Below are 22,066 nucleotides of genomic sequence, written 5' to 3' on the forward strand. Positions count from 1 at the left end.
CTTGATTCCACGGCATGCCGACGGAGCCGATTATAGGCAGCGTGTCACACGAATGGAACAGATTTTCCATTTTTATTTGCAATGAAATTTTCGTTGCAAGTCGCGAGGCGATGTCCTACTCTTGTCGATGAGCGCGGCAGCTGATGCAGGTAACAAGCGGCATGTCAAAAGCGCGGCTGCGGCATTCACCCCAAGAACGAACGACAGACCGAGAAAGGTGGAGACAATGACTCAACGCAAGGGCAAGACCATGCTCCGGAGGTTGGCCGCAGTGCTCGCGCTGGCAGCGGGCCTGACAGGTGCGAGCGTGCTCAGCGCGCAAACGGCGCAAGCTGCCGACGCGCATTTCGTGCTGATCAGCCACGCGCCCGATTCCGACTCGTGGTGGAACACGATCAAGAACGCCATCAAGCAGGCCGACGAAGACTGGAACGTCGAGACCGACTACCGCAATCCACCCAACGGCGATATCGCCGACATGTCGCGCCTGATCGAACAGGCCGCCGCACGCAACTACGACGGCGTGATCGTCACGATCGCCGACTACGACGTGCTCAAGAGCTCCATCGGCAAGGTCACGCAGAAGAAGATCCCGCTCGTGACGATCAACTCGGGCACCGAGGAACAGAGCGAGAAGCTCGGCGCAATCATGCACGTAGGCCAGCCCGAATATGTGGCGGGTCACGCAGCCGGCGAAAAGGCCAAGGCCGCGGGCGTGAAGTCGTTCCTGTGCGTGAATCACTTCGCGACCAACGCCGTGTCGTTCGAACGCTGCCGCGGTTTTGCCGATGCGCTCGGCGTGGACTACAAGAGCTCGACGATCGACTCCGGCCAGGACCCGACCGAAATCCAGTCGAAGGTGAGCGCGTATCTGCGCAACCATCCGAACACGGGCGCGATCCTCACGCTTGGGCCCGTGCCGGCGGCCGCTACGCTCAAGGCGATCGACCAGATGGGCCTCGCGGGCAAGATCTACTTCTGCACGTTCGACTTCTCGGATGACATTGCCAAGGCGATCCGCGCGGGCACCATCCAGTTCGCGATCGACCAGCAGCCGTACCTGCAGGGCTATATCCCCGTGGCCGTGCTCGCGATCGTGAAGAAGGAGCACACCACCGACCCGCAGAAGATCCGCCAGATCCTCGAAGCGAATCCGAAGTTCAAGCAGCGCCTCGAAACCTATGGCCTGCAGCCCTCGTACGGTCCGAAGAACATCCGCTCGGGTCCGGGCTTTATCACCAAGGACAATCTCGACAAGGTCGTGAAGTACGCAGGTCAGTACCGCTAAGCATTTTTCGTCAGCCACGCGCGGCGACGGCTAGCATCTTCCGATGCCCATCGCCTCTCGCCAGCCTCGCCGCGCGCCATTCACCGGGTTGCTTCTACTGCAAGGCAGTCGCTTGCGGGGAATGCGCTCGGGTATTTGAGCCAACGCAGACGTGAATGCGCCTGCCACGGCCGATCGCCTTGCATAGGACCAGCGTAAGGCGCTAAAGCACCAACTCTGGTCGATACAGGAGACATCATGGGTGTAGCCGGCAAACACTTCCCTTCGCACGCGCCGGAAGGCGGCGCGCAAGACGCGCCCACGCCGCAGCCAGGCGCCGGCGACGAACGCGTGCGCCGCGAATCGTGGTTCGGCCATCTGCTCGGCCGCCCCGAATTCGCCGCGATTTCCGGCACCGTGCTGGTCTTCGCCGTCTTCGCGATCGGCGCGGGCGGCTCGGGCATGTTCGATCTCGACGGCGTGATGAACTGGTCCCAGGTCGCCGCCTACCTCGGCATCCTGAGCGTCGGCGCGTGCCTCTTGATGATCGCCGGCGAGTTCGACCTCTCCATCGGCTCGATGATCGGCTTCGCCGGCATGATGGTGGCGATCCCCACGATGTACTTCCACTGGCCCATCGCGCTTTCCATTCTGTTCGCGTTCGTGGGCTGTACCGCGCTCGGCGCGCTCAACGGCTACCTCGTGATGCGCACGCGGCTGCCTTCGTTCATCGTCACGCTCGCGTTCCTCTTCATCCTGCGCGGTCTGACGCTTGCGCTCTCGATCATGTTCGCCGACCGCACGATCGTCTCGGGTGTGGGCGACGTGGCCAAAGCCGACTTCGTGACCAACCTGCTCTTTCACGGCACGGCGTTCAAGGGCCTGTTCGTGGCGCTCGCGCATATCGGCATCGGCAGGATGCTCGACAACGGCCAGCCGCTCGTACCGGGCGTGCCCAAGGTGATTCTCTGGTGGTTCGCGCTCGTCGCGATCGGCGCGTTCGTGCTCGCCAAGACGCGCTACGGCAACTGGATTCTCGCTGTGGGCGGCGACTCCAACGCCGCAAAGAACGTGGGCGTGCCCGTGAAGCGCGTGAAGATTTCGCTGTTCATGCTCACCGCGTTCTGCTCGTGCCTGTTCGCCGTGCTGCAGGTGTGCGACATCGGTTCGGCCGCCGCCGACCGTGGCCTGCAGAAAGAATTCGAAGCGATCATCGCCGCGGTGATCGGCGGCACGCTGCTCACGGGCGGCTATGGCTCGGTGATCGGCGCGGCATTCGGCGCACTCATCTTCGGCGTCGTGCAGATCGGCATCACTTACACGAACATCGATTCGGACTGGTTCCGCGTGTTCCTCGGCGTGATGCTGCTCATTGCCGTGCTCTTCAATCACTATGTGCGCCGCCGCGTCGCGCAATCGTAAGCCGGAGGCTCAAATGTCCGATATTCAAACCACCGCAGACGGCGACACGATTCTCGCGCTCGAGAACGTCAGCAAGTATTTCGGCAAGGTCATCGCACTGAACGGCGTCACGCTGCGCTTGAAGCGCGGCGAAGTGCACTGCCTGCTCGGCGACAACGGCGCAGGCAAGTCCACGCTCATCAAGACGCTCGCCGGCGTGCACCAGCCGACCACCGGCCAGTATTTCGTGGACGGCAAGCCCGTGACGTTCGACTCGCCGAAAGACGCGCTCGATCTCGGCATCGCCACCGTCTATCAGGATCTCGCGCTCGTGCCGCTGCTCTCGGTCGCGCGCAACTTCTTCATGGGCCGCGAGCCGCAAAAGAAGCTGTTCGGCTTCATCAACGTGATGGACCTCGATGCGAGCGCGGCGATCGCGAAGGATCGCCTCGCCGGCATGGGCATCAACGTGCGCGACCCGCATCAGGCCATCGGCACGATGTCGGGCGGCGAGAAACAGTGCCTCGCGATCGCACGCGCCATTCACTTCGGCGCCCGCGTGCTGATTCTCGACGAGCCGACCGCCGCGCTCGGCGTGAAGCAGAGCTTCAACGTGCTCAAGCTGATTCACGCCGCACGCGCCAAGGGCATTTCGGTGATCTTCATCACACACAACGTGCACCACGCCTACCCCATCGGCGACTCGTTCACGCTGCTCAACCGCGGTCGCTCGCTCGGGACCTACACGAAGGACACGATCAGCAAGAACGAAGTGCTCGACATGATGGCGGGCGGCGCGGAGATGCAGAAGATGATCGCCGAACTCGACGGCGCGACCATCTGAGCACGAGCGCACGGCACAGCACTCAACAGGAATACACATGGCCCTGACTCATTCAACCCCGCCCGGTTCCACTCCAGGCCGTTTCGCCGCCGGACGCAGCCGCGACATCGTCTGCCTCGGACGCCTGGGCGTCGATCTCTACGCCCAACAGGTGGGCGCGCGGCTCGAAGACGTCTCCACCTTTGCGAAGTACCTGGGCGGCTCCTCGGCGAACATCGCCTTCGGCTGTGCGCGTCTTGGCCTGAAATCGGCCATGCTCACGCGCGTGGGCGACGATCATATGGGGCGCTTCCTCGTCGAAACGCTCACGAAGGAAGGCTGCGACACGAGCCATGTGCGCGTGGACCCCGAACGCCTCACGGCGCTCGTGCTGCTGGGTCTGAAAGACCGCGACACGTTCCCGCTCATTTTCTACCGCGAAAACTGCGCCGACATGGCCGTCGATCCGGGCGACTTCGACGAAGCCTTCATCGCTTCCTCGAAAGCGCTGCTCATCACCGGCACGCACTTCTCGACCGAGCAGGTGAACCGCACGAGCCTCACCGCGCTCGACTACGCGCGCCGCAACAACGTGCGCACCGTGCTCGACATCGACTACCGTCCCGTGCTCTGGGGCCTCACGGGCAAGGCGGATGGCGAGACGCGCTTCGTCGCGAGCGAAGGCGTGAGCGCGCATTTGCAGCGCATCCTGCCGCATTTCGATCTCGTGATCGGCACCGAGGAAGAGTTCCGCATTGCAGGCGGCAAGGAATCGCTCGTCGATGCGCTCAGGCGCGTGCGCGAAGTCACGGGCGCGACGCTGCTCGTCAAGCGCGGGCCGCTCGGCTGCCAGATCGTGGAAGGCGCGGTGCCCGCCTCGATGGACGACTTGCCGATGCAGCGCGGCGTGGAAGTCGAAGTGCTCAACGTACTCGGCGCGGGCGACGCTTTCGCCTCCGGCTTTCTTTCGGGCTGGCTGCGCGACGCCTCGCTCGAAGATTGCGCGCGTTCGGCCAACGCGTGCGGCGCCCTCGTCGTCTCGCGGCATGGCTGCGCGCCCGCCATGCCCACGCCCGTGGAACTCGACTACTTCCTTCGCGAAGCGGCCGCCGACCCCGTGCGCATGCGCCGCCCCGACCGCGACGCGACGCTCGCGCGCCTGCATCGCGTGACACCCGCGCGCAAGCGCCACGACGAAGTGCTTGGCTTCGCGTTCGATCATCGCAACCAGTTCTTCGATCTCGCACAGCAGACGGGTGTCAGCGAAGCGCGCATTTCGTATCTGAAGAATCTGTTCGTCGAGGCCGTCGCGCAGACCGAGCGCACGCTCGGTTTGCAGGGACGCATCGGTGTCCTGATCGACGACCGCTACGGCCAGGATGCACTCAATGCCGCGACCGGCCGCGGCTGGTGGATCGGTCGCCCGGTCGAATTGCCGGGCTCCGTGCCGCTCGTGTTCGACCATGGCCGCTCGATCGGCACGACGCTCGCGTCCTGGCCCATCGACCACACAGTCAAGTGCCTCGTGCAGTTCCATCCCGACGAGCCCGTCGAGCAGCGTCTCGAACAGGAGGCGCAGCTGCGCGCGCTCTACGACGCCACCCAGGCGAGCGGCCACGAACTGCTGCTCGAAGTGATTCCGCCGAAACTGGGCGGCAAGCCGAATGCACCCGATACGGTCTATCGCGCGCTCAAGCGGCTCTACAACATCGGCCTCTATCCGGAGTGGTGGAAGCTCGAACCGACGGGCGCCGCGCAATGGCGCGAGATCGACGCGCTGATCGCCGAGCGCGACCCGTATTGCCGCGGCGTCGTGCTGCTCGGGCTCTCCGCGCCGATCGACCAGCTCGTGGAGGGCTTCCGCGCGGCGGCCGCCTCGAACACGTGCCGGGGCTTCACGGTGGGCCGCTCGATCTTCTACGAGCCGAGCGTCGCCTGGCTCTCAGGCGAAATCGGCGACGACGAAGTGATCGCCCGCGCGCGCCGCGCCTTCGAAACGCTGATCGGCGCGTGGCGCGCCGCGCGCACCGAGGCTCGAGGCGCGCACGACAACCATGAGGAGAAGGCGGCATGAATCAACGCATTGCTCCTGGCGACTACGCCGCGCAGGATAGCGCGCAGAACGCCGCGCCCGCTGCGCACGCGAGCACCGTGCGGCTCACGGCGGCGCAGGCGCTCGTGCGCTATCTCGCTGCGCAGCGCGTGGCGAGCGAAGACGGCTCGGGCCGCACCGAGCCGCTATTCGGCGGCGTGTTCGCGATCTTCGGTCACGGCAACGTGGCCGGCATCGGCGAGGCGCTCTATCAGTATCGGCACGAACTGCCCACGCTGCGCGCGCACAACGAGCAGGCCATGGCGCACAGCGCGATCGCGTATGCCAAGGCGCACTTTCGCCGCCGCATGATGGCGGTGACGACCTCGATTGGTCCGGGCGCGACGAATCTCGTCACGGCGGCCGCGCTGGCGCACGTGAACCGCCTGCCGGTGCTGCTGTTGCCCGGCGACATCTTCGTCTCGCGCGAACCCGATCCGGTGCTGCAGCAGATCGAGGACCTGCACGACGGCGGCCTCTCCGCGAACGACGCGCTGCGCCCCGTGTCGCGCTACTTCGACCGCATCGTGCATCCCGCGCAGCTGCTCACGGCGCTGCCGCGCGCGCTGCGCGTGCTCACCGACGCCGCGCTCTGCGGCCCGGTCACGCTCGCGCTGCCGCAGGACGTGCAGGCCATGGCATGGGACTACCCGGCGAGCTTCTTCACGCCGCGCCTAGTGACGTTCCACGCACCCGCGCCCATTCAGACCGAGATCGATGCGGCGCTGACGCAGTTGCATCGCGCGAAGCGCCCGCTGATCGTGGCGGGCGGCGGCGTGCTCTATTCGCGCGCCTCGCAGGCCTTGCAGACGCTCGCGGCCTCGCGCGGCATTCCCGTGGCCGAAACGCAGGCCGGCAAAGGCTCGCTCGCGTGGGACGATCCGCTCAACGTCGGCGCGCTCGGCGTGACGGGCTCGCCCGCCGCCAACGAACTGGCGCGCGACGCCGACTGCGTGCTCGCCGTGGGCACGCGTTTGCAGGACTTCACGACCGGCTCGAACTCGCTCTTTGCGAACGCGCACGTGATCGGCGTGAATGCCAACGGCTTCGACGCACTCAAGCACGACGGCCTCGCCGTGCAGGCCGACGCACGCCAGGCGCTCGCCGCGCTCAACGACGAACTGATCAACTGGCGCGCCGACGCGAACTGGACCGCGCGCGCCCAGCGCCTCGCCAGCGACTGGCGCGCGAGCATCGAGCGCCTCACGCACGCGCCGCAGGAACGCAACCGCCTGCCCTACGACGCCGATGTGATCGGCGCCGTGCAGCGCTCGTCGAATCGTTCGTACACCGAAGACATCGTCGTCTGCGCGGCAGGCACGCTGCCTGCCGAGCTGCACAAGCTCTGGCGCGCGGGCCAGCCCGGCGCCTATCACGTCGAATACGGCTACTCGTGCATGGGCTACGAGATCGCGGGCGGCTTGGGCGCGAAGCTTGCGCGCCCCGATCGCGAGGTCATCGTGATGGTGGGCGACGGCAGCTATCTGATGATGAACAGCGAGATCGCCACCTCGGTCATGCTGGGCGCGAAGCTCATCGTCGTCGTGCTCGACAACCGCGGCTATGGCTGCATCAACCGGTTGCAGCAGGCTTGCGGCGGCGCGCCGTTCAACAACCTGTTCGACGACTGCGCGCAAGGGCCGCTCGGTGCGCCGCGCATCGACTTCGCCTCGCATGCGCGCTCGCTCGGCGCGCAGGCCGAGCACGTGGCGAACGTCGCGGAACTCGAAGCGGCGATGCAACGCGCGCGTGCTTCGTCGCGCACTTACGTGGTCTCCATCGACACCGACCCCGCGCGCACGACGGAGGAAGGCGGCTGGTGGTGGGAAGTCGCCGTGCCCGAGGTGTCCACGCGCCCTGCCGTGCGCGAGGCGCGCGAGCGCTATGAAGAACAGGTCGCGCAGCGCAGCGGACGCGCGCAAGCCGGCGAAGACACGCCCGCCGGCGACGACGAACCCGGCAACGCCTAACGCGGCTGACGACACAGACATCGAGGAGCGCACATGAGCGCATTTGAAGTACGCATCGGCATCAACCCGCTGTCGTGGATGAACGACGACCTGCCTTCGCTCGGCGGCGAGACGCCGCTATCGCAGGCGCTGACCGAGGGACGCGAGATCGGCTACGAGGGCTTCGAGCTAGGCAACAAGTTTCCGCGCGAGCCGCAGGCGCTCAAGGCGCTCCTCGCGCAATACGATCTGTCACTCGTCTCCGGCTGGTACTCGGGCATGCTCGCGCGGCGCAGCGTCGAGGAAGAGATCGCCGCGGTCGAGAAGCATCTGGACCTGCTCGCGCAGAACGGCGCAACGGTGATGGTCTATGGCGAAGTCGCCGATTCGATTCAGGGCGCGCCGCGTCCGCTCTATCAGCGCCCGCGCTTTTTCAGCGACAAGCAGTGGGACGACTACGCCGCGCGCGTGGACGCCTTCGCGCGCCATACGCTCTCGCGCGGCGTGCGGCTCGCGTACCACCATCACATGGGCGCCTATGTCGAAACGCCCGCCGACGTCGACAAGCTGATGGCGCGCACGAGCGACGCCGTCGGCCTGCTGTTCGACGCGGGCCATATGACGTTTGCAGGCGGCGACCCGATCGCCGAACTCGACAAGCACATTGGGCGCGTATGCCATGTGCACTGCAAGGACGTGCGCCCCGCCGTCATGAAACTCGCTCGCAACCGCAACTGGAGCTTTCTCGACGCCGTGCTCGCCGGGGCGTTCGCCGTGCCGGGCGACGGCGCCGTCGATTTTCCCGCGATCATCGCGCGCCTGAAGCGTCACGGCTATCGCGGCTGGCTCGTCGTCGAAGCCGAGCAGGACCCGGTGATCGCACCGTCGTACGAATATGCGCAAAAGGGTTACCGTACGCTGCGCACGCTCGTCGATGCGACGGACACCCAATCGAAGGAGGCAGCATGACTCTGCTGGTCAAGGCCGCGCGCGAAGGCCAGACGATCGCGCGCGTCACGCCCGATACCGCGGGCTGGCGCTATGTCGGCTTCGCCGCATACCGGCTCGAAGCGGATGAACTCGTCTACGTGAGTGAGCCCGATCGCGAGAGTTGCATCGTCGTGCTCTCGGGCGCGGTGGATATCGAGGCGGACGGCGAGCGCTGGTCGAGCCTCGGCTCGCGCGACAGCGTCTTCGAAGACGCCGCGCCGTATGCCCTTTATGTGCCGCCCGGCGTGAAAGCGACGGTGCACGCCAAACGCAACGCCGAAGTGGGCGTGGCGAGTGCGCCCGCCAAAGGCACGCTGCCCGCTCGCCTCATCGAGCCCGCGCAGATGAAGCGCTCCACGCGCGGCAAGGGCGCGAATACGCGCTACGTCTGCGATATCCTGCCGCAAGACGCGCCCGCGGAATCGCTGCTCGTGGTCGAGGTGCGCACGCCGTCGGGCCATTCGTCGAGCTACCCGCCGCACAAGCACGACGCCGACCGCTTGCCGCACGAAAGCGCGCTCGAGGAAACCTACTATCACCGGCTCAATCCGCAGCAGGGTTTCGCGTTCCAGCGCGTGTACACCGACGCGCGCGATCTGGACGAAACGATGGCCGTGGAGAATCACGACGTCGTGATGGTGCCGCGCGGCTATCACCCGGTCGTCGTGCCGTATGGCTACGACTCGTACTACCTGAACGTGATGGCGGGCCCCACGCGCGAATGGCACTTCCACAACGACCCGGCGCACGAGTGGATCATCGAGCGCGACGCGAAGTGACGCGCCCATAAAAAAACGCCGCGTGTAGAACCACGCGGCGTTTTTCATCGTGCCCGCAACGAGCAACGAACGGCAACGGCGTCAAGCCAGCCGGAATTTCCCCACCAGCCGCTTGAGCACCTTCGCCTGATCGTCGAGCGATTGTGCCGCGGCAGTCGCCTCTTCCACAAGCGCCGCGTTCTGCTGCGTGCCGGCGTCCATCTGCGTGACCGCGCGGCTGATCTCTTCGATGCCCGAGCGCTGCTCGCGCGAAGCGGCCGAAATTTCGCCGATGATGTCGTTCACGCGCCGCACGGCCTTCACGACTTCGTCCATCGTCGAGCCCGCGTCCTGCGCCAGCGTCGAGCCATTCGATACGCGCTCGACCGATGCGCCGATCAGCGCCTTGATCTCCTTGGCCGCCGCCGCGCTGCGCTGCGCGAGGCTGCGCACCTCGCCCGCCACCACGGCGAAGCCGCGCCCATCCTCGCCCGCGCGCGCCGCTTCCACGGCGGCATTGAGCGCGAGAATATTGGTCTGGAACGCAATGCCCTCGATCACGCCAATGATGTCCGCGATGCTCTTCGCGCTGTCGTTGATCTCCTGCATCGTCGCGACCACGCGCCCCACCACCGAGCCGCCCTTCTCCGCGATTGCCGAGGCGTTGCCCGCGAGCGTACTGGCCTGTTCGGCGTTTTCGGCATTCAGGCGCACCGTGGACGTGAGCTGCTCCATGCTGCTCGCCGTGCGCTCGAGCGCCATGGCCTGTTCTTCGGTGCGGCGCGACAGATCGAGATTGCCGGTCGAGATCTCGCCCGAGGCGGAGGCGATCGCCTCGGCGCTGGCCGCGATCTCGGCCACCGTGGTCGAAAGACCCTTCTGCATGTCGCGCAGCGCGCCCAGCATGCTTGCCGCGTCGCGGGCGTGAACCGTGACGGGCTGGGCGAGATCGCCGGCCGCGATACGGGCCGCGATGGCCTTGGCGTGCGCGGGCTCGCCGCCCAGTTGCCGCGCGATGCGGCGCACGACCCATTCGCTCACGAAGAACGCGAGCACGAACATGGCCACCGTCGCCACGGCCATCATCACGAACGACGACTTGAAGATGAACTCGGCCTTCGCGAGGGTCGCCTTCGCGGCCGTGCCGCGCTGCGCGACGAGGTCGTTGACGAGCGTTTCGAGCTTGCCGGTCTCCACGAGCAGCGAGACGTCCTGGGTGCCCACCTGCCAGCTCATCTGCGAGAGATCGAGCGGCTGCTGCTTCACGAGCGTCACGAAGTCGCGCAGATGGCCGCTCCACGCCGTGGTCGCATCGGCGAGCTTCTTTTGCAGGGCGAGCGCGTCGCCGCCCTGCTCCTGCGCGTATTGCTGCAGCTGGCTCATGCCGCGCTCCAGCGCGCCGAGATCCTTGTCGATGTCCTGGCCCAGTTCGTCGCGCTCGCGCGCCGTGGTCGCGGTGAGCAGCATCTTCTGTGCGCGGCTTGCGCGCAGCACGTGGCCGCGCGCTTCCTCGGCGGCGCGGCTCGCGACGTAGCCCTGTTCGTAGATCGATTGCGTCGAGCCGTTGAGACGGCTGATTTGCGCGAGGGAAACGGCGCCGATGGCGAGCGTGCCGATCAGCACCAGCGCGAAGGCGAGGCGCAGTGTGGCCTTCACGGAAAGCCGCGAGCTGCGCGTTGCCGCGCCGGCGCGTCCCGTTTTGCGTTGCTGCGCGTGCGCCGCGCTGCCTGCCGGATCCTGCGGCACGAAGCCTGCGTGCCCGCCGCCTTGCGATACTGCTTTCATTTTGGTCTCCAGCATTGTTGTCAGGCTCAGCGCCATCGTTCCTGATTTGCGCTACGCCTCAACCCCGGTCTACGGCACACCGACGCGCATTCTTTAACGCCTTCGCGCGCGCGGTGCGGCCCGTATTCCAGCCCCGTTTTGCGCACCTCGTGGGCGCGCATATCGGCGGTTTATACACGGCCAAAATGAGATGCCAAAATTCCCGCATCAATTTTGAGTATTGGCTCCAGCCCCTTGCGGCATTGGGCCGCAGGGTAACGGCGCACCGCCCGTGTCCGATTCTCGACAAATCTTGTCCGTACAGTTCGAGCGAGACACATTACACTGCGCTCATAACTCTTATACATGTCCTTTCATGCCGTCGCCGCTGCCCGCCGGGAGTGGTGCCCGCTGAATACTCTCTGCTGCTACCGACAACATGGAAACCAGTCTCGACAAGCGCGCCCTGCCGGGCGCCGCCGCGGGTTCGTCCGCGGCCGCTTCCGCCCCCGCCGCGGGCGCGGTGCAACGCACCGTCTATTCGGTGCTGGGTGCGATCAGCTTCTCGCACCTGCTCAACGACATGATCCAGTCGCTGATCCTCGCCATCTACCCGATGCTCAAGGACAACTTCTCGCTGTCGTTCACGCAGATCGGCCTGATCACCCTCACCTACCAGATCACGGCGTCGATGCTGCAGCCGCTGGTGGGCTTCTTCACCGACAAGCGGCCGCTGCCGTACTCGCTGCCCGTCGGCATGGGCTTCACGCTGTGCGGCCTGCTGCTGATGTCGGTCGCGCCGACCTTCGGCGTGCTGCTCGTCGCGGCCGCGCTGGTGGGCTGCGGCTCGTCGGTGTTCCATCCGGAATCGTCGCGCGTGGCGCGCATGGCGTCGGGCGGGCGCCACGGTCTCGCGCAGTCGCTCTTCCAGGTGGGCGGCAACGCGGGCACGTCGCTCGGGCCGCTGCTCGCCGCCGTGATCGTCATTCCGCACGGCCAGCGCAGCATTGCCTGGTTCTCGGCGGCGGCGCTCGTCGGCATGGTCGTGCTCACGCAGATCGGCCGCTGGTACAAGGCCCATCCCGCGATGAAGAAAAAGCGCGCCGAGGTGGCACACGTCACGCTCTCGCGCAAGCGGGTGGCGACCGCCATGGGCGTGCTCGTGCTGCTCGTGTTCTCGAAGTACTTCTATCTCGCGAGCATCAACAGCTATTTCACGTTCTATCTGATCGACCGCTTCCACCTCTCCGTGCAGGCCGCGCAGATCCATCTGTTCGTGTTCCTCGCCGCCGTGGCCGCAGGCACGATCATCGGCGGCCCGGTGGGCGACCGCATCGGCCGCAAGTACGTGATCTGGGTCTCGATTCTCGGCGTGGCGCCGTTCACGCTGCTGCTGCCCTACGCCAACCTGTTCTGGACCGGCGTGCTCACGGTGATCATCGGCGTGGTGCTGGCCTCGGCGTTCTCGGCCATCCTCGTCTACGCGCAGGAGCTGATTCCGGGCAAGGTGGGCATGGTCGCGGGTCTCTTCTTCGGCTTCGCGTTCGGCCTCGGCGGCATCGGCGCGGCGGTGCTCGGCCAGTTGGCGGACGCGACCAGCATCGGCTTCGTCTACAAGGTCTGCTCGTTCCTGCCGCTCATCGGCATCCTCACCGTGTTGCTGCCCGACGTGGAAGGCAAGCGCGCGAAGAAAACTGCATAAGCGCAGCGGCGCAGCGGCATCACTTTGCCGCCCGGCAAAACGGCCGGACGCCCCTCGGGGCTCCGGCCGTTGTTCGTTGTGCGCCTGCACACGCTTTGCCTCGCCGCGACTTCGTACTAGGCTTGTGGTTGGCCGCCGCCTCCCGCCCGCCAGCCAGCCCCTTCGGCCCGGCGCAAGGCGGCGCTTTCGAGACGCCCGCGCACGAGGTTCGCCATGCAACTGTCCACGGTAGAGATCGAAAAACCCGAAGCCACCAACTTCATCCTCGGCCAGACCCACTTCATCAAATCCGTCGAGGATCTGCACGAGGCGCTCTACGGCACGGTGCCGGGCATCCAGTTCGGCCTCGCGTTCTGCGAGGCGTCGGGCAAACGGCTCGTGCGGCGCTCCGGCACCCAGGACGCGCTCATCGAGATGGCGACGCAAAACGCGTTGCGCATCGCGGCGGGTCACTGCTTCATCGTCTTTCTCGGCGACGGCTTCTTCCCCATCAACGTGCTCAACACGATCAAGGCCGTGCCCGAGGTCTGCCGCATCTTCTGCGCCACCGCGAACCCCACGCAGGTGCTGATCGCGGAGACGGATCAGGGGCGCGGCATCGTCGGCGTGGTGGACGGCATGCCGCCGCTGGGCGTCGAGGCCGAGGACGACGTACGCTGGCGCAAGGACCTGTTGCGCGCCATCGGCTACAAGGCCTGAGCGCCGATGACGACGCTGCGCGCGGCGATCGGGCAGCAGACGGTGCACGCGCTCGCGTGCGGCGCGCTCCATCCCATCGAGACGGCACATACCTTCATCGACGATGGCGGCATGCGCTTCTCCGTGCGCGTGGCCGCGAATCTCGCGCGCAAGGAGGCGGCGCGGCTCACGCCGCAGACTTCGACTGCGTCTGTTCCGCAGCCCCCGCGCGATCCGTTCCTGCCTTACGAGCCCGATCTTTTCGTCGGCGACCTCTCGCCCACTCACGTTGCGCTGCTCAACAAGTTCAATGTGATCGACCGGCATCTGCTGATCGTGACGCGCCGCTACGAGCCGCAGGAGGCGCTGCTCGACGCGGCGGACTTCGCCGCACTGATCGCGGTGCTGCGCGAGATCGACGGACTCGGGTTCTACAACGGCGGCACAGCCGCGGGCGCGAGCCAGCCGCACAAGCATTTGCAGATGGTGCCGCTGCCGCTCGCAGGCGATGTGCCTCACGCGGCGCCGCTCGAAGCGCTGCTCGGCGGCGCGCAGGCGGTCCACGGCGCGCGTCCCATCGCGATCGTGCCGGGGCTCGCGTTTCGCCATGCATTCGCGCGTCTCGATCTCGGCCCCGAGGCCGGCACAGCGGAAGATGCCGCGCATCTGGCACTCGGCTGCTATCGCGCGCTGCTGGACGCGGCGGGCGTGCCCGCTGACGACGTGGGCGGCGTCGCGCATCAAGGCGCGCCCTACAACCTGCTCGTCACGCGCCAGTGGATGCTGGTGGTGCCCCGCACGACGGAATGCGTCGAAGGGATTTCGGTGAACTCGCTCGGCTTTGCCGGCTCGTTCTTCGTGCGCAATGCGGCTCAGTTGCAGACGCTCGCGCAACTCGGCCCGATGACGGCGCTCGAACGCGTGAGCGTGGCGCGTTGAGGCGTTGAGGCGTTGAGGCGCGTCTAGCCGACCGCGTCTGGCCGACCGCGTCTAGCCGACGACGAGCGGCTCGAGCGCCGCGCGCAGCGCGTCGGGCAACGCGCTCACGGGCCGGCGCGTCGCGCGATCGACGTAGACGTGCACGAAATGCCCCTGCGCCGCGGGCGCCTCCTCGCCTTCGCGAAAGAGTCCGACCTCGTAGCGCACGCTCGACGACCCGAGGCGAGCCACGCGCAGCCCCGCCTCCACGCGCTCCGGAAACACGAGCGGCGCGAAGTAGTTGCACTGCGTTTCCACGACCAGCCCGATGGTCGTGCCGTGCTCGATGTCGAGCGCGCCCGCGCGAATCAGATACTCGTTCACCACGGTGTCGAAGTAGCTGTAGTAGACGACGTTGTTCACGTGGCCGTAGACGTCGTTGTCCATCCAGCGCGTGCCGATCGGCAGGAAATGACGATACCCGGAGCGGGCGACGGTGACGGGTCGGTTCATCGAGGAGATCCAGGGAAGGCGTAGCGGGAAAGCGTCGCTCGGCGCGCGGCCATCACTGGCCCGGACGCTCGACGAACTCGAACAGCAGACCGCGCCGGCGCATCCATTCGCCGAGCGCCTGGCCCGTGCCCGCGCGCCACGGCCGCAGCTTCGCGGGCTCGACGAGGCGGTATTCGAGCAGTTCCGGCGAGAGCGCGATCGTGCCCGACGCCTTCACGTGATACGCGATGATGAGTTCGTTCTTGCGGATGAACTCGTACACACCAATCAGTTCGACGCTCTCGGCGCGCAGCGCGGTTTCCTCGTGCACCTCGCGCGCGATGCCCTCCTCTGGGGTTTCGCCGTTTTCGAGAAAGCCGGTGATGAGCGCGAACATGCCTTCGGGCCAAGCCGCGTTACGGGCCAGCAAAATGCGGCCCTCGTACTCGACGATCGCCGCCACGACGGGCAGCGGATTGTTCCAGTGGACGTAGCCACAGGCGTGGTCCGGGCAGGCGAGACGCACACGGCCGCCTTCGTGGGCGGGGTCGGCGCGCTCGGTCAGACGCGTGGCGCAGCGCGGGCAAAACTGGTATTCGCTCATGGGGGAAAAGGCAGGGGTCGATGGCGCTGGGAACCAGCCGCGCGGCCCGGTGGACACGCTCGCGGCTTGCGCGAAAGCGTCCATTCTAGTGTGCTATCAGCGTCCGCGTGCGGCCTCGCGCGTATGCCAGGCCCGCCAGACGAGCCCGCTTGCGCCGGCCACGAGCGCACCCGCCGCGAGCCACAGCGAAGGCGAGAACGAGCCCGTCGACGCCGCGAGTGGCGCGGCCACGAGCGGCCCCGCGATCTGCCCGACGCCATAGGCGGCCGTCGCATAGCCCATCAGCGCGGCGGCATGCTCGCCGCGCAACAGACGCGCCTCGCGCATCGCGAAGAGCGTGATCGCCGTGAACGGCAGGCCGATCAACACGCTGCCGAACGAGAAGCCCGCGGCGTTGGGCCAGATGATGCCAAGCGCGATGCCCACGGCCTGCAGCACGTAGGCGCCCGCCAGCATCAGGCGGTTGTCCCAATGCAGCGGAAGCCGCGCAGCCAGCAGCGCGCCGGCGATCAGCGCCGCGCCGAGCATCGGCCAGAACAGGTCGGGCCACGCCGAGCCGGGCAGCGCATGGCGTGCGATCACGGGCAGGAACGTCGCCGTGATGATGTAGCCGAAACCCGGCACGCCGTAGAGCAGCACGAGCCAGAAGGCGTCGGCGCGGCGGCCGTCGCGCTCCGCGTGCGCGGCGTTTGCCGCAGCACGCGCGGCGGGGCGCGGCGCGAGCGCGCGCCTGTCTTCGCCAAACGTCGACCAGACGACGGCGGCGAGCAGCGCGCTGATCAGCCCGAAGCCGATCCAGCCCGTGCGCGCGCCGAGACCGCCGGCCGCGCTCACGAACAGTCCGGTCGCAATGATGCCGACGCCGGGTCCGGTGTAGATCACGCCGCCCCACTCGTTCGCGCCGAGCTGCGCGAGCCGCCGCAGGCCCCACTGCGAGGCGAACACGAAGGTCCACGCGCTCACCGCGCCCGCCACGAAGCGCACCACGGCCCAGATCCAGAACTGCTGGGTGAGGCCCATCGCGAGCGTGAGGAGCACGGTGACCACGAGGCCCGCACGCACGATCCTCGCGGGCGCCATGCGCAGCGCGGCACAGCTGATCGCACCCACGAAGTAGCCCGCGTAGTTCAGCGAGGCGAGCCAGCCGCCGTGACGCAGGTCGAGCGCGCCGCCGTGCAGCATCAGCGGCAGGAGCGGCGTAAAGGCGAAGCGCCCGACGCCCAGCGCAACGGCAAGGGACACCATGCAGGCCAACGCCGCACGTCGCCCGGCATGCGGGCGGGGTTCGGAAACGTGGACGGTGCCGGGGACGTAGTCGTTCATGAGATCAGCGGATTAAGCAACTGCCTACCATCGTAGGCGATTCCATCGTTCACTAAAAATGAATTATCATGAATCGATGCATCCCGAGGAGAGAACTATGGACCTCGCCGAACTGGCGATTTTCCGGGCGGTCGTGCGGGAAAACGGCGTGACGCGGGCCGCCGCCAAGCTCAACCGCGTGCAGTCGAACGTGACCACGCGCATCAAGCAGCTTGAAGATCAGCTCGGCACGCCGCTCTTCACGCGCGAGGGCCGGCGCCTGATTCTCACGCCCGCTGGCGAAACCCTGCTGCCCTACGCCGAGCGTCTGCTCGCGCTCGCCGACGAAGCGCGCCATGCGCTCAAGGCCGGGCGCCCGGCGGGACGCCTGCGCCTGGGCACCATGGAGAGCGCTGCAGCAAGCCGTCTGCCCGGCCCGCTCGCGCACTATCACCAGACGTGGCCCGAGGTCACGCTCGAACTGGAAACGGGCACGACCGGCACGATGATCGAGCGCCTGCGCGAATACGCAATCGATGCGGCGCTGATCGCCACGCCGCTCGCCGGGGTGCCGGACCCCGAGGTATTCGAGCACGTGCCGGTCTATCGCGAAGAACTGGTGATGATCACGCCGCGCGGCCACCGGCCGATCCGACAGCCCAGCGATATCGCGCTCTCCACGCTCGTCGCGTTCGAACGCAGCTGCGCGTATCGCGCCTATGTCGAGCGCTGGTATGTGGAGCATGGCATCCGGCCGTCACGCGTGCTGGAACTGGGCTCGTATCACGCGATCATTGCGTGCGTGGCGGCGGGCGCGGGTGTGGCCGTCGCGCCGCGCTCGGTGCTCGAACTGCCACGCAGTGCCGACGACGTCACGATTCATTCGCTTGGCAAGCTCGGTCAGATCGATACGCTGCTCGCCTGGCGGCGTGGCCACTATTCGCCTGCGCTCGGCGCGTTGAAAGAAGCGCTGCTGGAGGATGCGCAACGCACGGGCAGCACGGCATTGCGATTCGCGGCTGACGCTGCAGCCACGCCCGCAGGCCTTCACGCCTTATAAGGCGCGCGGGAAACAAAAAGGGCTGCCCTCACGGACAGCCCTCCTTCGTCGCAAAGCGCGTTCACGCCGCGACGCGTCGTATTACAGCTTCGCTTCGACCCAGCCCTTCACGCCGGCGAGCGCGGCCGGCAGGTTGGCCGGCTCGGTGCCGCCTGCCTGCGCCATGTCGGGACGGCCGCCGCCCTTGCCGCCGACCTGCTGGGCGACGAAGTTCACGAGTTCGCCGGCCTTGACCTTCTTGCTCGCCTCGGCGGTCACGCCCGCGATCAGGCTGACCTTGCCGCCGTCGACAGCCGCCAGCACGATCGCCGCGCTCTTGAGCTTGTCCTTGAGCTTGTCCACGGTCTCGCGCAGCGTCTTCGAATCGGCGCCATCGAGCGTCGCGGCCAGCACGTGCACGCCGTTCACTTCGATGGCCTGCCCCACGAGTTCGTCGCCCTGGCTCGAAGCGAGCTTCGACTTGAGCGCGCCCAGCTCCTTCTCGAGCGACTTCACCTGGTCCTGCACCTGCGCGATACGCTGCGTCAGTTCCGACGGTTGCGCCTTGAGCGCCGCCGCCGCCGCATTCACGCGCGCATCGAGCTCCTGCACGAAGCGCACGGCGTTGTCGCCCGTGATCGCTTCCACACGGCGGATGCCCGCGGCCACGCCGCCTTCCATCACGATCTTGAAGAAGCCGATGTCGCCGCTGCGCGTGACGTGCGTGCCGCCGCACAGCTCGCGCGAGAAGCCGAGGTCGAGCACGCGCACTTCGTCGCCGTACTTCTCGCCGAACAGCGCCATCGCGCCGCCCTTCACTGCGTCGTCGTACGACATCACGCGCACGATGCCGGGCGCGTTCGCGAGCACTTCCGCGTTGACGATCTGCTCGACGCGGCGGATTTCGTCGTCCGTCATCGGCGCGTTGTGCGCGAAGTCGAAGCGGGTTTTATCCGCGTCGACGAGCGAGCCCTTCTGCTGCACGTGCGAACCGAGCACTTCGCGCAGCGCCTTGTGCATCAGGTGCGTGGCCGAGTGGTTGCGCGCGGTGCGGGCGCGGAGAATCGCGTCGATTTCCGCCTTCACGACGTCGCCCACCTTCAGCGTGCCCTGTTCGAGCGTGCCGTGGTGGCCGCTCACGTCGGCCTGGACCTTGAGCGTGTCGGCCACGGCGAAACGGAGGCTCGCGTTCGAGATCACGCCCTGGTCGCCCACCTGGCCGCCCGATTCCGCGTAGAACGGCGTGTGGTCGAGCACGACCACGGCGTCCTGGCCCGTCTTCACTTCGCTGACCGATGCGCCGTCCACGTAGAGCGCGACGACCTTCGCGTCGTCGAACGCGATTTCCTCGTAGCCGTGGAACGTCGTCTTCGCGCCCGAGTATTCGAGGCCCTGCGTCATCTTGAACTTGCCTGCCGCGCGCGCCTGCTCGCGCTGACGCGCCATCGCTTCGTCGAACGCCGGTTCGTCGACCGTGACGTTGCGCTCGCGGCAAACGTCGGCTGTGAGGTCGAGCGGGAAGCCGTAGGTGTCGTGCAGCTTGAACGCGAGTTCGCCCGAGAGCGTCTTGCCGCCCTTCGCTTCGAGGTCGGCGAGTTCGGCTTCGAGAATCGACATGCCGTGCTCGATGGTCTCGAAGAAGCGCTCTTCTTCCTGGCGCAGGACGTCCGTCACGCGCTGCTGCGCTTCGGCGAGTTCGGGGTAAGCGGCGCCCATTTCCGCGACGAGATCCGCCACCAGCTTGTGGAAGAACGCGCTCTTCTGGCCGAGCTTGTAGCCGTGGCGGATCGCGCGGCGCACGATACGGCGCAGCACGTAGCCGCGGCCTTCGTTGCCGGGGATCACGCCGTCGACGATCAGGAACGAGCACGCGCGGATATGGTCGGCAATGACCTTCAGCGAGTTGTTCGTGAGGTCGGGCGTGTTCGTTTCGCGCGAGGCCGCCTTGATGAGGTTCTGGAACAGGTCGATCTCGTAGTTGCTGTGCACGTGCTGCAGCACCGCGGCGAGACGCTCGAGACCCATGCCCGTATCGACGCACTGCTTGGGCAGCGGCGTCATGTTGCCCTGGGCGTCGCGGTTGAACTGCATGAACACGAGATTCCAGATCTCGATGAAGCGGTCGCCGTCTTCTTCAGGCGATCCCGGGGGGCCGCCCCAGATTTCCGGGCCGTGGTCGTAGAACACTTCCGAGCACGGACCGCAGGGGCCGGTGTCGGCCATCTGCCAGAAGTTGTCCGAGGCGTAGCGCGCGCCCTTGTTGTCGCCGATGCGGATGATGCGCTCGACCGGCACGCCGATTTCCTTCGCCCAGATGTCGAAGGCTTCGTCGTCTTCCTTGTAGACGGTGACCGTGAGCTTGTCCGCCGGCAGCGCGTAGACCTTGGTCAGCAGTTCCCAGCAGTAGTGGATCGCGTCGCGCTTGAAGTAGTCGCCGAACGAGAAGTTGCCGAGCATCTCGAAGAACGTGTGGTGACGCGCCGTGTAGCCGACGTTCTCGAGGTCGTTGTGCTTGCCGCCTGCGCGCACGCTGCGCTGCGCGGTCGTGGCGCGCGAGTACGGACGCTTTTCGGTGCCGAGGAACACGTCCTTGAACTGCACCATGCCCGAGTTGGTGAAGAGCAGTGTCGGGTCGTTGCCCGGCACGAGGCTCGACGAGCGCACGATCGTGTGGCCCTTCGATTCGAAGAACTTGAGGAATTTCTCGCGGATGTCGGCGGCTTTCATGGCGTGCGTTGGGTCCTTCCTGGGGCGTACGGTGCTGAGTCTTTGTCGTGGTCGCGCTCGGGGCCCACGTTGCTCACGAAAACCCCGGTGCTGAATCGAACGATTATACGGGATCGTCGCGCGCTCGCGGCGGCGCGTCCGGCGTGGTTTGCATGGGCGCGACAGGGCGCGCGGCGACACGGCGGACCGAGTGGCTTTGTTCCGCACTGCGGAACAGTGTACCGAATATTGGCCCATGCCGCGCCTTTTCGCTTACCATGGGCGGCATCGGCCGGCGCACCACGCGCGCTCGCTGCCCGCCTTGGAACGACATTGGAAGACACAGCATGGGCGCTCTCAGCCATATCCGCGTACTCGATCTCACCCGCGTCCTCGCCGGACCGTGGTGCGCACAGACCCTGGCCGACTTCGGCGCCGACGTGATCAAGGTGGAGCGCCCCGGCGCCGGCGACGACACGCGCCACTGGGGCCCTCCGTACCTGAAGACGCCCGATGGCGCGGACACCGCCGAGGCCGCCTACTACCTCGCCGCGAACCGCAACAAGCGCTCGGTGACGGTGGATATCGCCACGCCCGAGGGGCAGCGCATCGTGCGCGAGCTGGCTGCGCAAAGCGATGTCGTGCTGGAGAACTACAAGGCCGGCCAGTTGAAGAAATACGGCCTCGACTATGAGTCGCTGCGCGAGGTGAAGCCCGACCTCATTTACTGTTCGGTCACCGGCTTCGGCCAGACCGGGCCCTACGCCTCGCGCGCGGGCTACGACTTCATCGTGCAGGGCATGGGCGGCTTCATGAGCATCACCGGCGAGCGCGACGCGCTGCCGGGCGGCGGCCCGCAGAAGGCCGGCGTCGCGATCGCCGACCTCATGACCGGCATGTATTCGACCATTGCCGTGCTGACGGCGCTCGCGCACCGCGACCGCACGGGCGTGGGCCAGTACATCGACATGGCGCTGCTCGACGTGCAGGTGGCGATGCTCGCGAACATGAATTCGAACTACCTGGCGAGCGGCAATCCGCCCGCGCGCTGGGGCAACGCGCATCCCAACATCGTGCCCTATCAGGCGTTCCAGACGAGCGATAGCTGGATCATCCTCGCCGTCGGCAACGACGGGCAGTTCCGCAAGTTCGTCGAGGTGGCGGGCCAGCCCGGGCTTGCCGACGACGAGCGCTTCGCGACCAATCCGGCGCGCGTGCGCCATCGCGACACGCTCGTGCCGATCGTCGCCGACCTGATCCGCACGCGCACGAAAGCCGACTGGATCGGCGCGCTCGAAGCAGCGGGCGTGCCGTGCGGGCCGATCAACAACCTCGCGGAAGTGTTCGAGAACGAGCAGGTGATCGCGCGCGGGCTGCAGGTGGACGTGCCCCACCCTTCGGGCGGCACGGCGCGGCTCGTCGGCAACCCAATCCGCATGAGCGAAACGCCGCCGCGCGTGGCGAGCCATCCGCCCACGCTCGGCGAGCATACCGATGCGGTACTGCGCGAAGTGCTCGGCTACGGCGAGGAGCACGTGGCGGCGTTGCGCGGCAAGGGCGTGGTGTAACCGCAAGGCCCCC

At 66.9% G+C, this 22,066-nt stretch carries 17 protein-coding genes; 12 read left to right on the plus strand and 5 right to left on the minus strand.

Annotated elements, in window-relative coordinates; all coding sequences use genetic code 11:
- Positions 1 to 226: 226 nt before the first annotated feature.
- The 7 genes from AB4Y35_RS34810 (at position 227) to iolB (ending at position 9,301) form a co-directional block, all read left to right on the plus strand.
- A complete protein-coding gene (locus tag AB4Y35_RS34810; RefSeq protein ID WP_368693624.1) occupies positions 227 to 1,288 on the plus strand; it encodes a sugar ABC transporter substrate-binding protein in 1,062 nt (353 codons plus the stop codon).
- Between the two features lie 237 nt (positions 1,289 to 1,525).
- Positions 1,526 to 2,689: an ABC transporter permease gene (locus tag AB4Y35_RS34815; RefSeq protein WP_368707954.1), complete on the plus strand. Its 1,164-nt coding sequence runs from the start codon at positions 1,526 to 1,528 to the stop codon at positions 2,687 to 2,689.
- A 13-nt stretch (positions 2,690 to 2,702) separates the two neighbouring features.
- Positions 2,703 to 3,512 (plus strand): ATP-binding cassette domain-containing protein, encoded by an 810-nt coding sequence (locus tag AB4Y35_RS34820; RefSeq protein ID WP_368707955.1) that lies wholly within the window; start codon positions 2,703 to 2,705, stop codon positions 3,510 to 3,512.
- A 37-nt stretch (positions 3,513 to 3,549) separates the two neighbouring features.
- The gene (iolC, locus tag AB4Y35_RS34825; protein WP_368707956.1) at positions 3,550 to 5,565 is read left to right on the plus strand and encodes a 5-dehydro-2-deoxygluconokinase; all 2,016 of its coding nucleotides are present in this window, start codon (positions 3,550 to 3,552) and stop codon (positions 5,563 to 5,565) included.
- A complete protein-coding gene (gene iolD / locus AB4Y35_RS34830) occupies positions 5,562 to 7,553 on the plus strand; it encodes a 3D-(3,5/4)-trihydroxycyclohexane-1,2-dione acylhydrolase (decyclizing) (protein ID WP_368707957.1) in 1,992 nt (663 codons plus the stop codon). Before iolC ends, iolD begins: the two co-directional genes overlap by 4 nt.
- Before the next feature lie 33 nt (positions 7,554 to 7,586).
- Positions 7,587 to 8,501, plus strand: a complete 915-nt coding sequence (iolE, locus tag AB4Y35_RS34835) for a myo-inosose-2 dehydratase (protein ID WP_368707958.1) — start codon at positions 7,587 to 7,589, stop codon at positions 8,499 to 8,501.
- Entirely contained in the window at positions 8,498 to 9,301 is an 804-nt protein-coding gene (gene iolB, locus AB4Y35_RS34840) for a 5-deoxy-glucuronate isomerase (RefSeq protein WP_368707959.1), read from the plus strand. Before iolE ends, iolB begins: the two co-directional genes overlap by 4 nt.
- Positions 9,302 to 9,382: 81 nt before the next feature.
- On the opposite strand, the gene AB4Y35_RS34845 is transcribed toward iolB, so the two are convergent.
- Positions 9,383 to 11,065, minus strand: a complete 1,683-nt coding sequence (locus tag AB4Y35_RS34845) for a methyl-accepting chemotaxis protein (protein ID WP_368707960.1) — start codon at positions 11,063 to 11,065, stop codon at positions 9,383 to 9,385.
- Positions 11,066 to 11,483: 418 nt separating this feature from the next.
- On the opposite strand from AB4Y35_RS34845, the gene AB4Y35_RS34850 reads away from it, so the two are divergent.
- From AB4Y35_RS34850 to AB4Y35_RS34860, 3 genes are all read left to right on the plus strand, one after another.
- Positions 11,484 to 12,746 carry an MFS transporter gene (locus tag AB4Y35_RS34850; protein ID WP_368707961.1) on the plus strand — a complete coding sequence of 421 codons (1,263 nt, stop codon included), beginning with the start codon at positions 11,484 to 11,486 and terminating at the stop codon, positions 12,744 to 12,746.
- 213 nt (positions 12,747 to 12,959) lie between these two features.
- Entirely contained in the window at positions 12,960 to 13,445 is a 486-nt protein-coding gene (locus AB4Y35_RS34855) for an adenosine-specific kinase (RefSeq protein ID WP_368686308.1), read from the plus strand.
- Between the two features lie 6 nt (positions 13,446 to 13,451).
- On the plus strand, positions 13,452 to 14,363 hold the full coding sequence (locus AB4Y35_RS34860; protein WP_368707962.1) for a DUF4922 domain-containing protein: 912 nt from the start codon (positions 13,452 to 13,454) through the stop codon (positions 14,361 to 14,363).
- A 51-nt stretch (positions 14,364 to 14,414) separates the two neighbouring features.
- Here the strand turns inward: AB4Y35_RS34860 and AB4Y35_RS34865 are convergent, their stop codons facing one another.
- From AB4Y35_RS34865 to AB4Y35_RS34875, 3 genes are all read right to left on the minus strand, one after another.
- Positions 14,415 to 14,855 carry an acyl-CoA thioesterase gene (locus tag AB4Y35_RS34865; protein ID WP_368707963.1) on the minus strand — a complete coding sequence of 147 codons (441 nt, stop codon included), beginning with the start codon at positions 14,853 to 14,855 and terminating at the stop codon, positions 14,415 to 14,417.
- 52 nt (positions 14,856 to 14,907) lie between these two features.
- Positions 14,908 to 15,438 (minus strand): NUDIX domain-containing protein, encoded by a 531-nt coding sequence (locus tag AB4Y35_RS34870; protein WP_368707964.1) that lies wholly within the window; start codon positions 15,436 to 15,438, stop codon positions 14,908 to 14,910.
- Between the two features lie 96 nt (positions 15,439 to 15,534).
- On the minus strand, positions 15,535 to 16,683 hold the full coding sequence (locus tag AB4Y35_RS34875) for a YbfB/YjiJ family MFS transporter (protein WP_368707987.1): 1,149 nt from the start codon (positions 16,681 to 16,683) through the stop codon (positions 15,535 to 15,537).
- A gap of 175 nt (positions 16,684 to 16,858) precedes the next feature.
- Here AB4Y35_RS34875 and AB4Y35_RS34880 point away from each other — a divergent pair, with 175 nt between their 5' ends.
- On the plus strand, positions 16,859 to 17,800 hold the full coding sequence (locus AB4Y35_RS34880) for a LysR family transcriptional regulator (protein WP_368693632.1): 942 nt from the start codon (positions 16,859 to 16,861) through the stop codon (positions 17,798 to 17,800).
- 81 nt (positions 17,801 to 17,881) lie between these two features.
- Here AB4Y35_RS34880 and alaS read toward each other — a convergent pair whose 3' ends face one another.
- Positions 17,882 to 20,506, minus strand: coding sequence for an alanine--tRNA ligase (gene alaS, locus AB4Y35_RS34885; RefSeq protein ID WP_368707965.1), 2,625 nt, complete (start codon positions 20,504 to 20,506; stop codon positions 17,882 to 17,884).
- A gap of 326 nt (positions 20,507 to 20,832) precedes the next feature.
- Here alaS and AB4Y35_RS34890 point away from each other — a divergent pair, with 326 nt between their 5' ends.
- Positions 20,833 to 22,053 (plus strand): CaiB/BaiF CoA transferase family protein, encoded by a 1,221-nt coding sequence (locus tag AB4Y35_RS34890; protein ID WP_368707966.1) that lies wholly within the window; start codon positions 20,833 to 20,835, stop codon positions 22,051 to 22,053.
- The last annotated feature ends 13 nt before the right edge of the window (positions 22,054 to 22,066 follow it).

The sequence above is a fragment of the Paraburkholderia sp. EG286A genome, from assembly GCF_040965375.1.
Taxonomy (GTDB): domain Bacteria; phylum Pseudomonadota; class Gammaproteobacteria; order Burkholderiales; family Burkholderiaceae; genus Paraburkholderia.

Coding starts and splice junctions, on each gene's coding strand:
- iolE (WP_368707958.1), top strand. CDS start 7,587: ATGAGCGCATTTGAAGTACGCATCGGCATCAACCCGCTGTCGTGGATG.
- iolD (WP_368707957.1), top strand. CDS start 5,562: ATGAATCAACGCATTGCTCCTGGCGACTACGCCGCGCAGGATAGCGCG.
- iolB (WP_368707959.1), top strand. CDS start 8,498: ATGACTCTGCTGGTCAAGGCCGCGCGCGAAGGCCAGACGATCGCGCGC.
- AB4Y35_RS34890 (WP_368707966.1), top strand. CDS start 20,833: ATGGGCGCTCTCAGCCATATCCGCGTACTCGATCTCACCCGCGTCCTC.
- AB4Y35_RS34860 (WP_368707962.1), top strand. CDS start 13,452: ATGACGACGCTGCGCGCGGCGATCGGGCAGCAGACGGTGCACGCGCTC.
- AB4Y35_RS34815 (WP_368707954.1), top strand. CDS start 1,526: ATGGGTGTAGCCGGCAAACACTTCCCTTCGCACGCGCCGGAAGGCGGC.
- AB4Y35_RS34865 (WP_368707963.1), bottom strand. CDS start 14,855: ATGAACCGACCCGTCACCGTCGCCCGCTCCGGGTATCGTCATTTCCTG.
- AB4Y35_RS34855 (WP_368686308.1), top strand. CDS start 12,960: ATGCAACTGTCCACGGTAGAGATCGAAAAACCCGAAGCCACCAACTTC.
- AB4Y35_RS34850 (WP_368707961.1), top strand. CDS start 11,484: ATGGAAACCAGTCTCGACAAGCGCGCCCTGCCGGGCGCCGCCGCGGGT.
- AB4Y35_RS34880 (WP_368693632.1), top strand. CDS start 16,859: ATGGACCTCGCCGAACTGGCGATTTTCCGGGCGGTCGTGCGGGAAAAC.
- AB4Y35_RS34820 (WP_368707955.1), top strand. CDS start 2,703: ATGTCCGATATTCAAACCACCGCAGACGGCGACACGATTCTCGCGCTC.
- AB4Y35_RS34870 (WP_368707964.1), bottom strand. CDS start 15,438: ATGAGCGAATACCAGTTTTGCCCGCGCTGCGCCACGCGTCTGACCGAG.
- AB4Y35_RS34845 (WP_368707960.1), bottom strand. CDS start 11,065: ATGAAAGCAGTATCGCAAGGCGGCGGGCACGCAGGCTTCGTGCCGCAG.
- AB4Y35_RS34875 (WP_368707987.1), bottom strand. CDS start 16,683: ATGGTGTCCCTTGCCGTTGCGCTGGGCGTCGGGCGCTTCGCCTTTACG.
- AB4Y35_RS34810 (WP_368693624.1), top strand. CDS start 227: ATGACTCAACGCAAGGGCAAGACCATGCTCCGGAGGTTGGCCGCAGTG.
- alaS (WP_368707965.1), bottom strand. CDS start 20,506: ATGAAAGCCGCCGACATCCGCGAGAAATTCCTCAAGTTCTTCGAATCG.
- iolC (WP_368707956.1), top strand. CDS start 3,550: ATGGCCCTGACTCATTCAACCCCGCCCGGTTCCACTCCAGGCCGTTTC.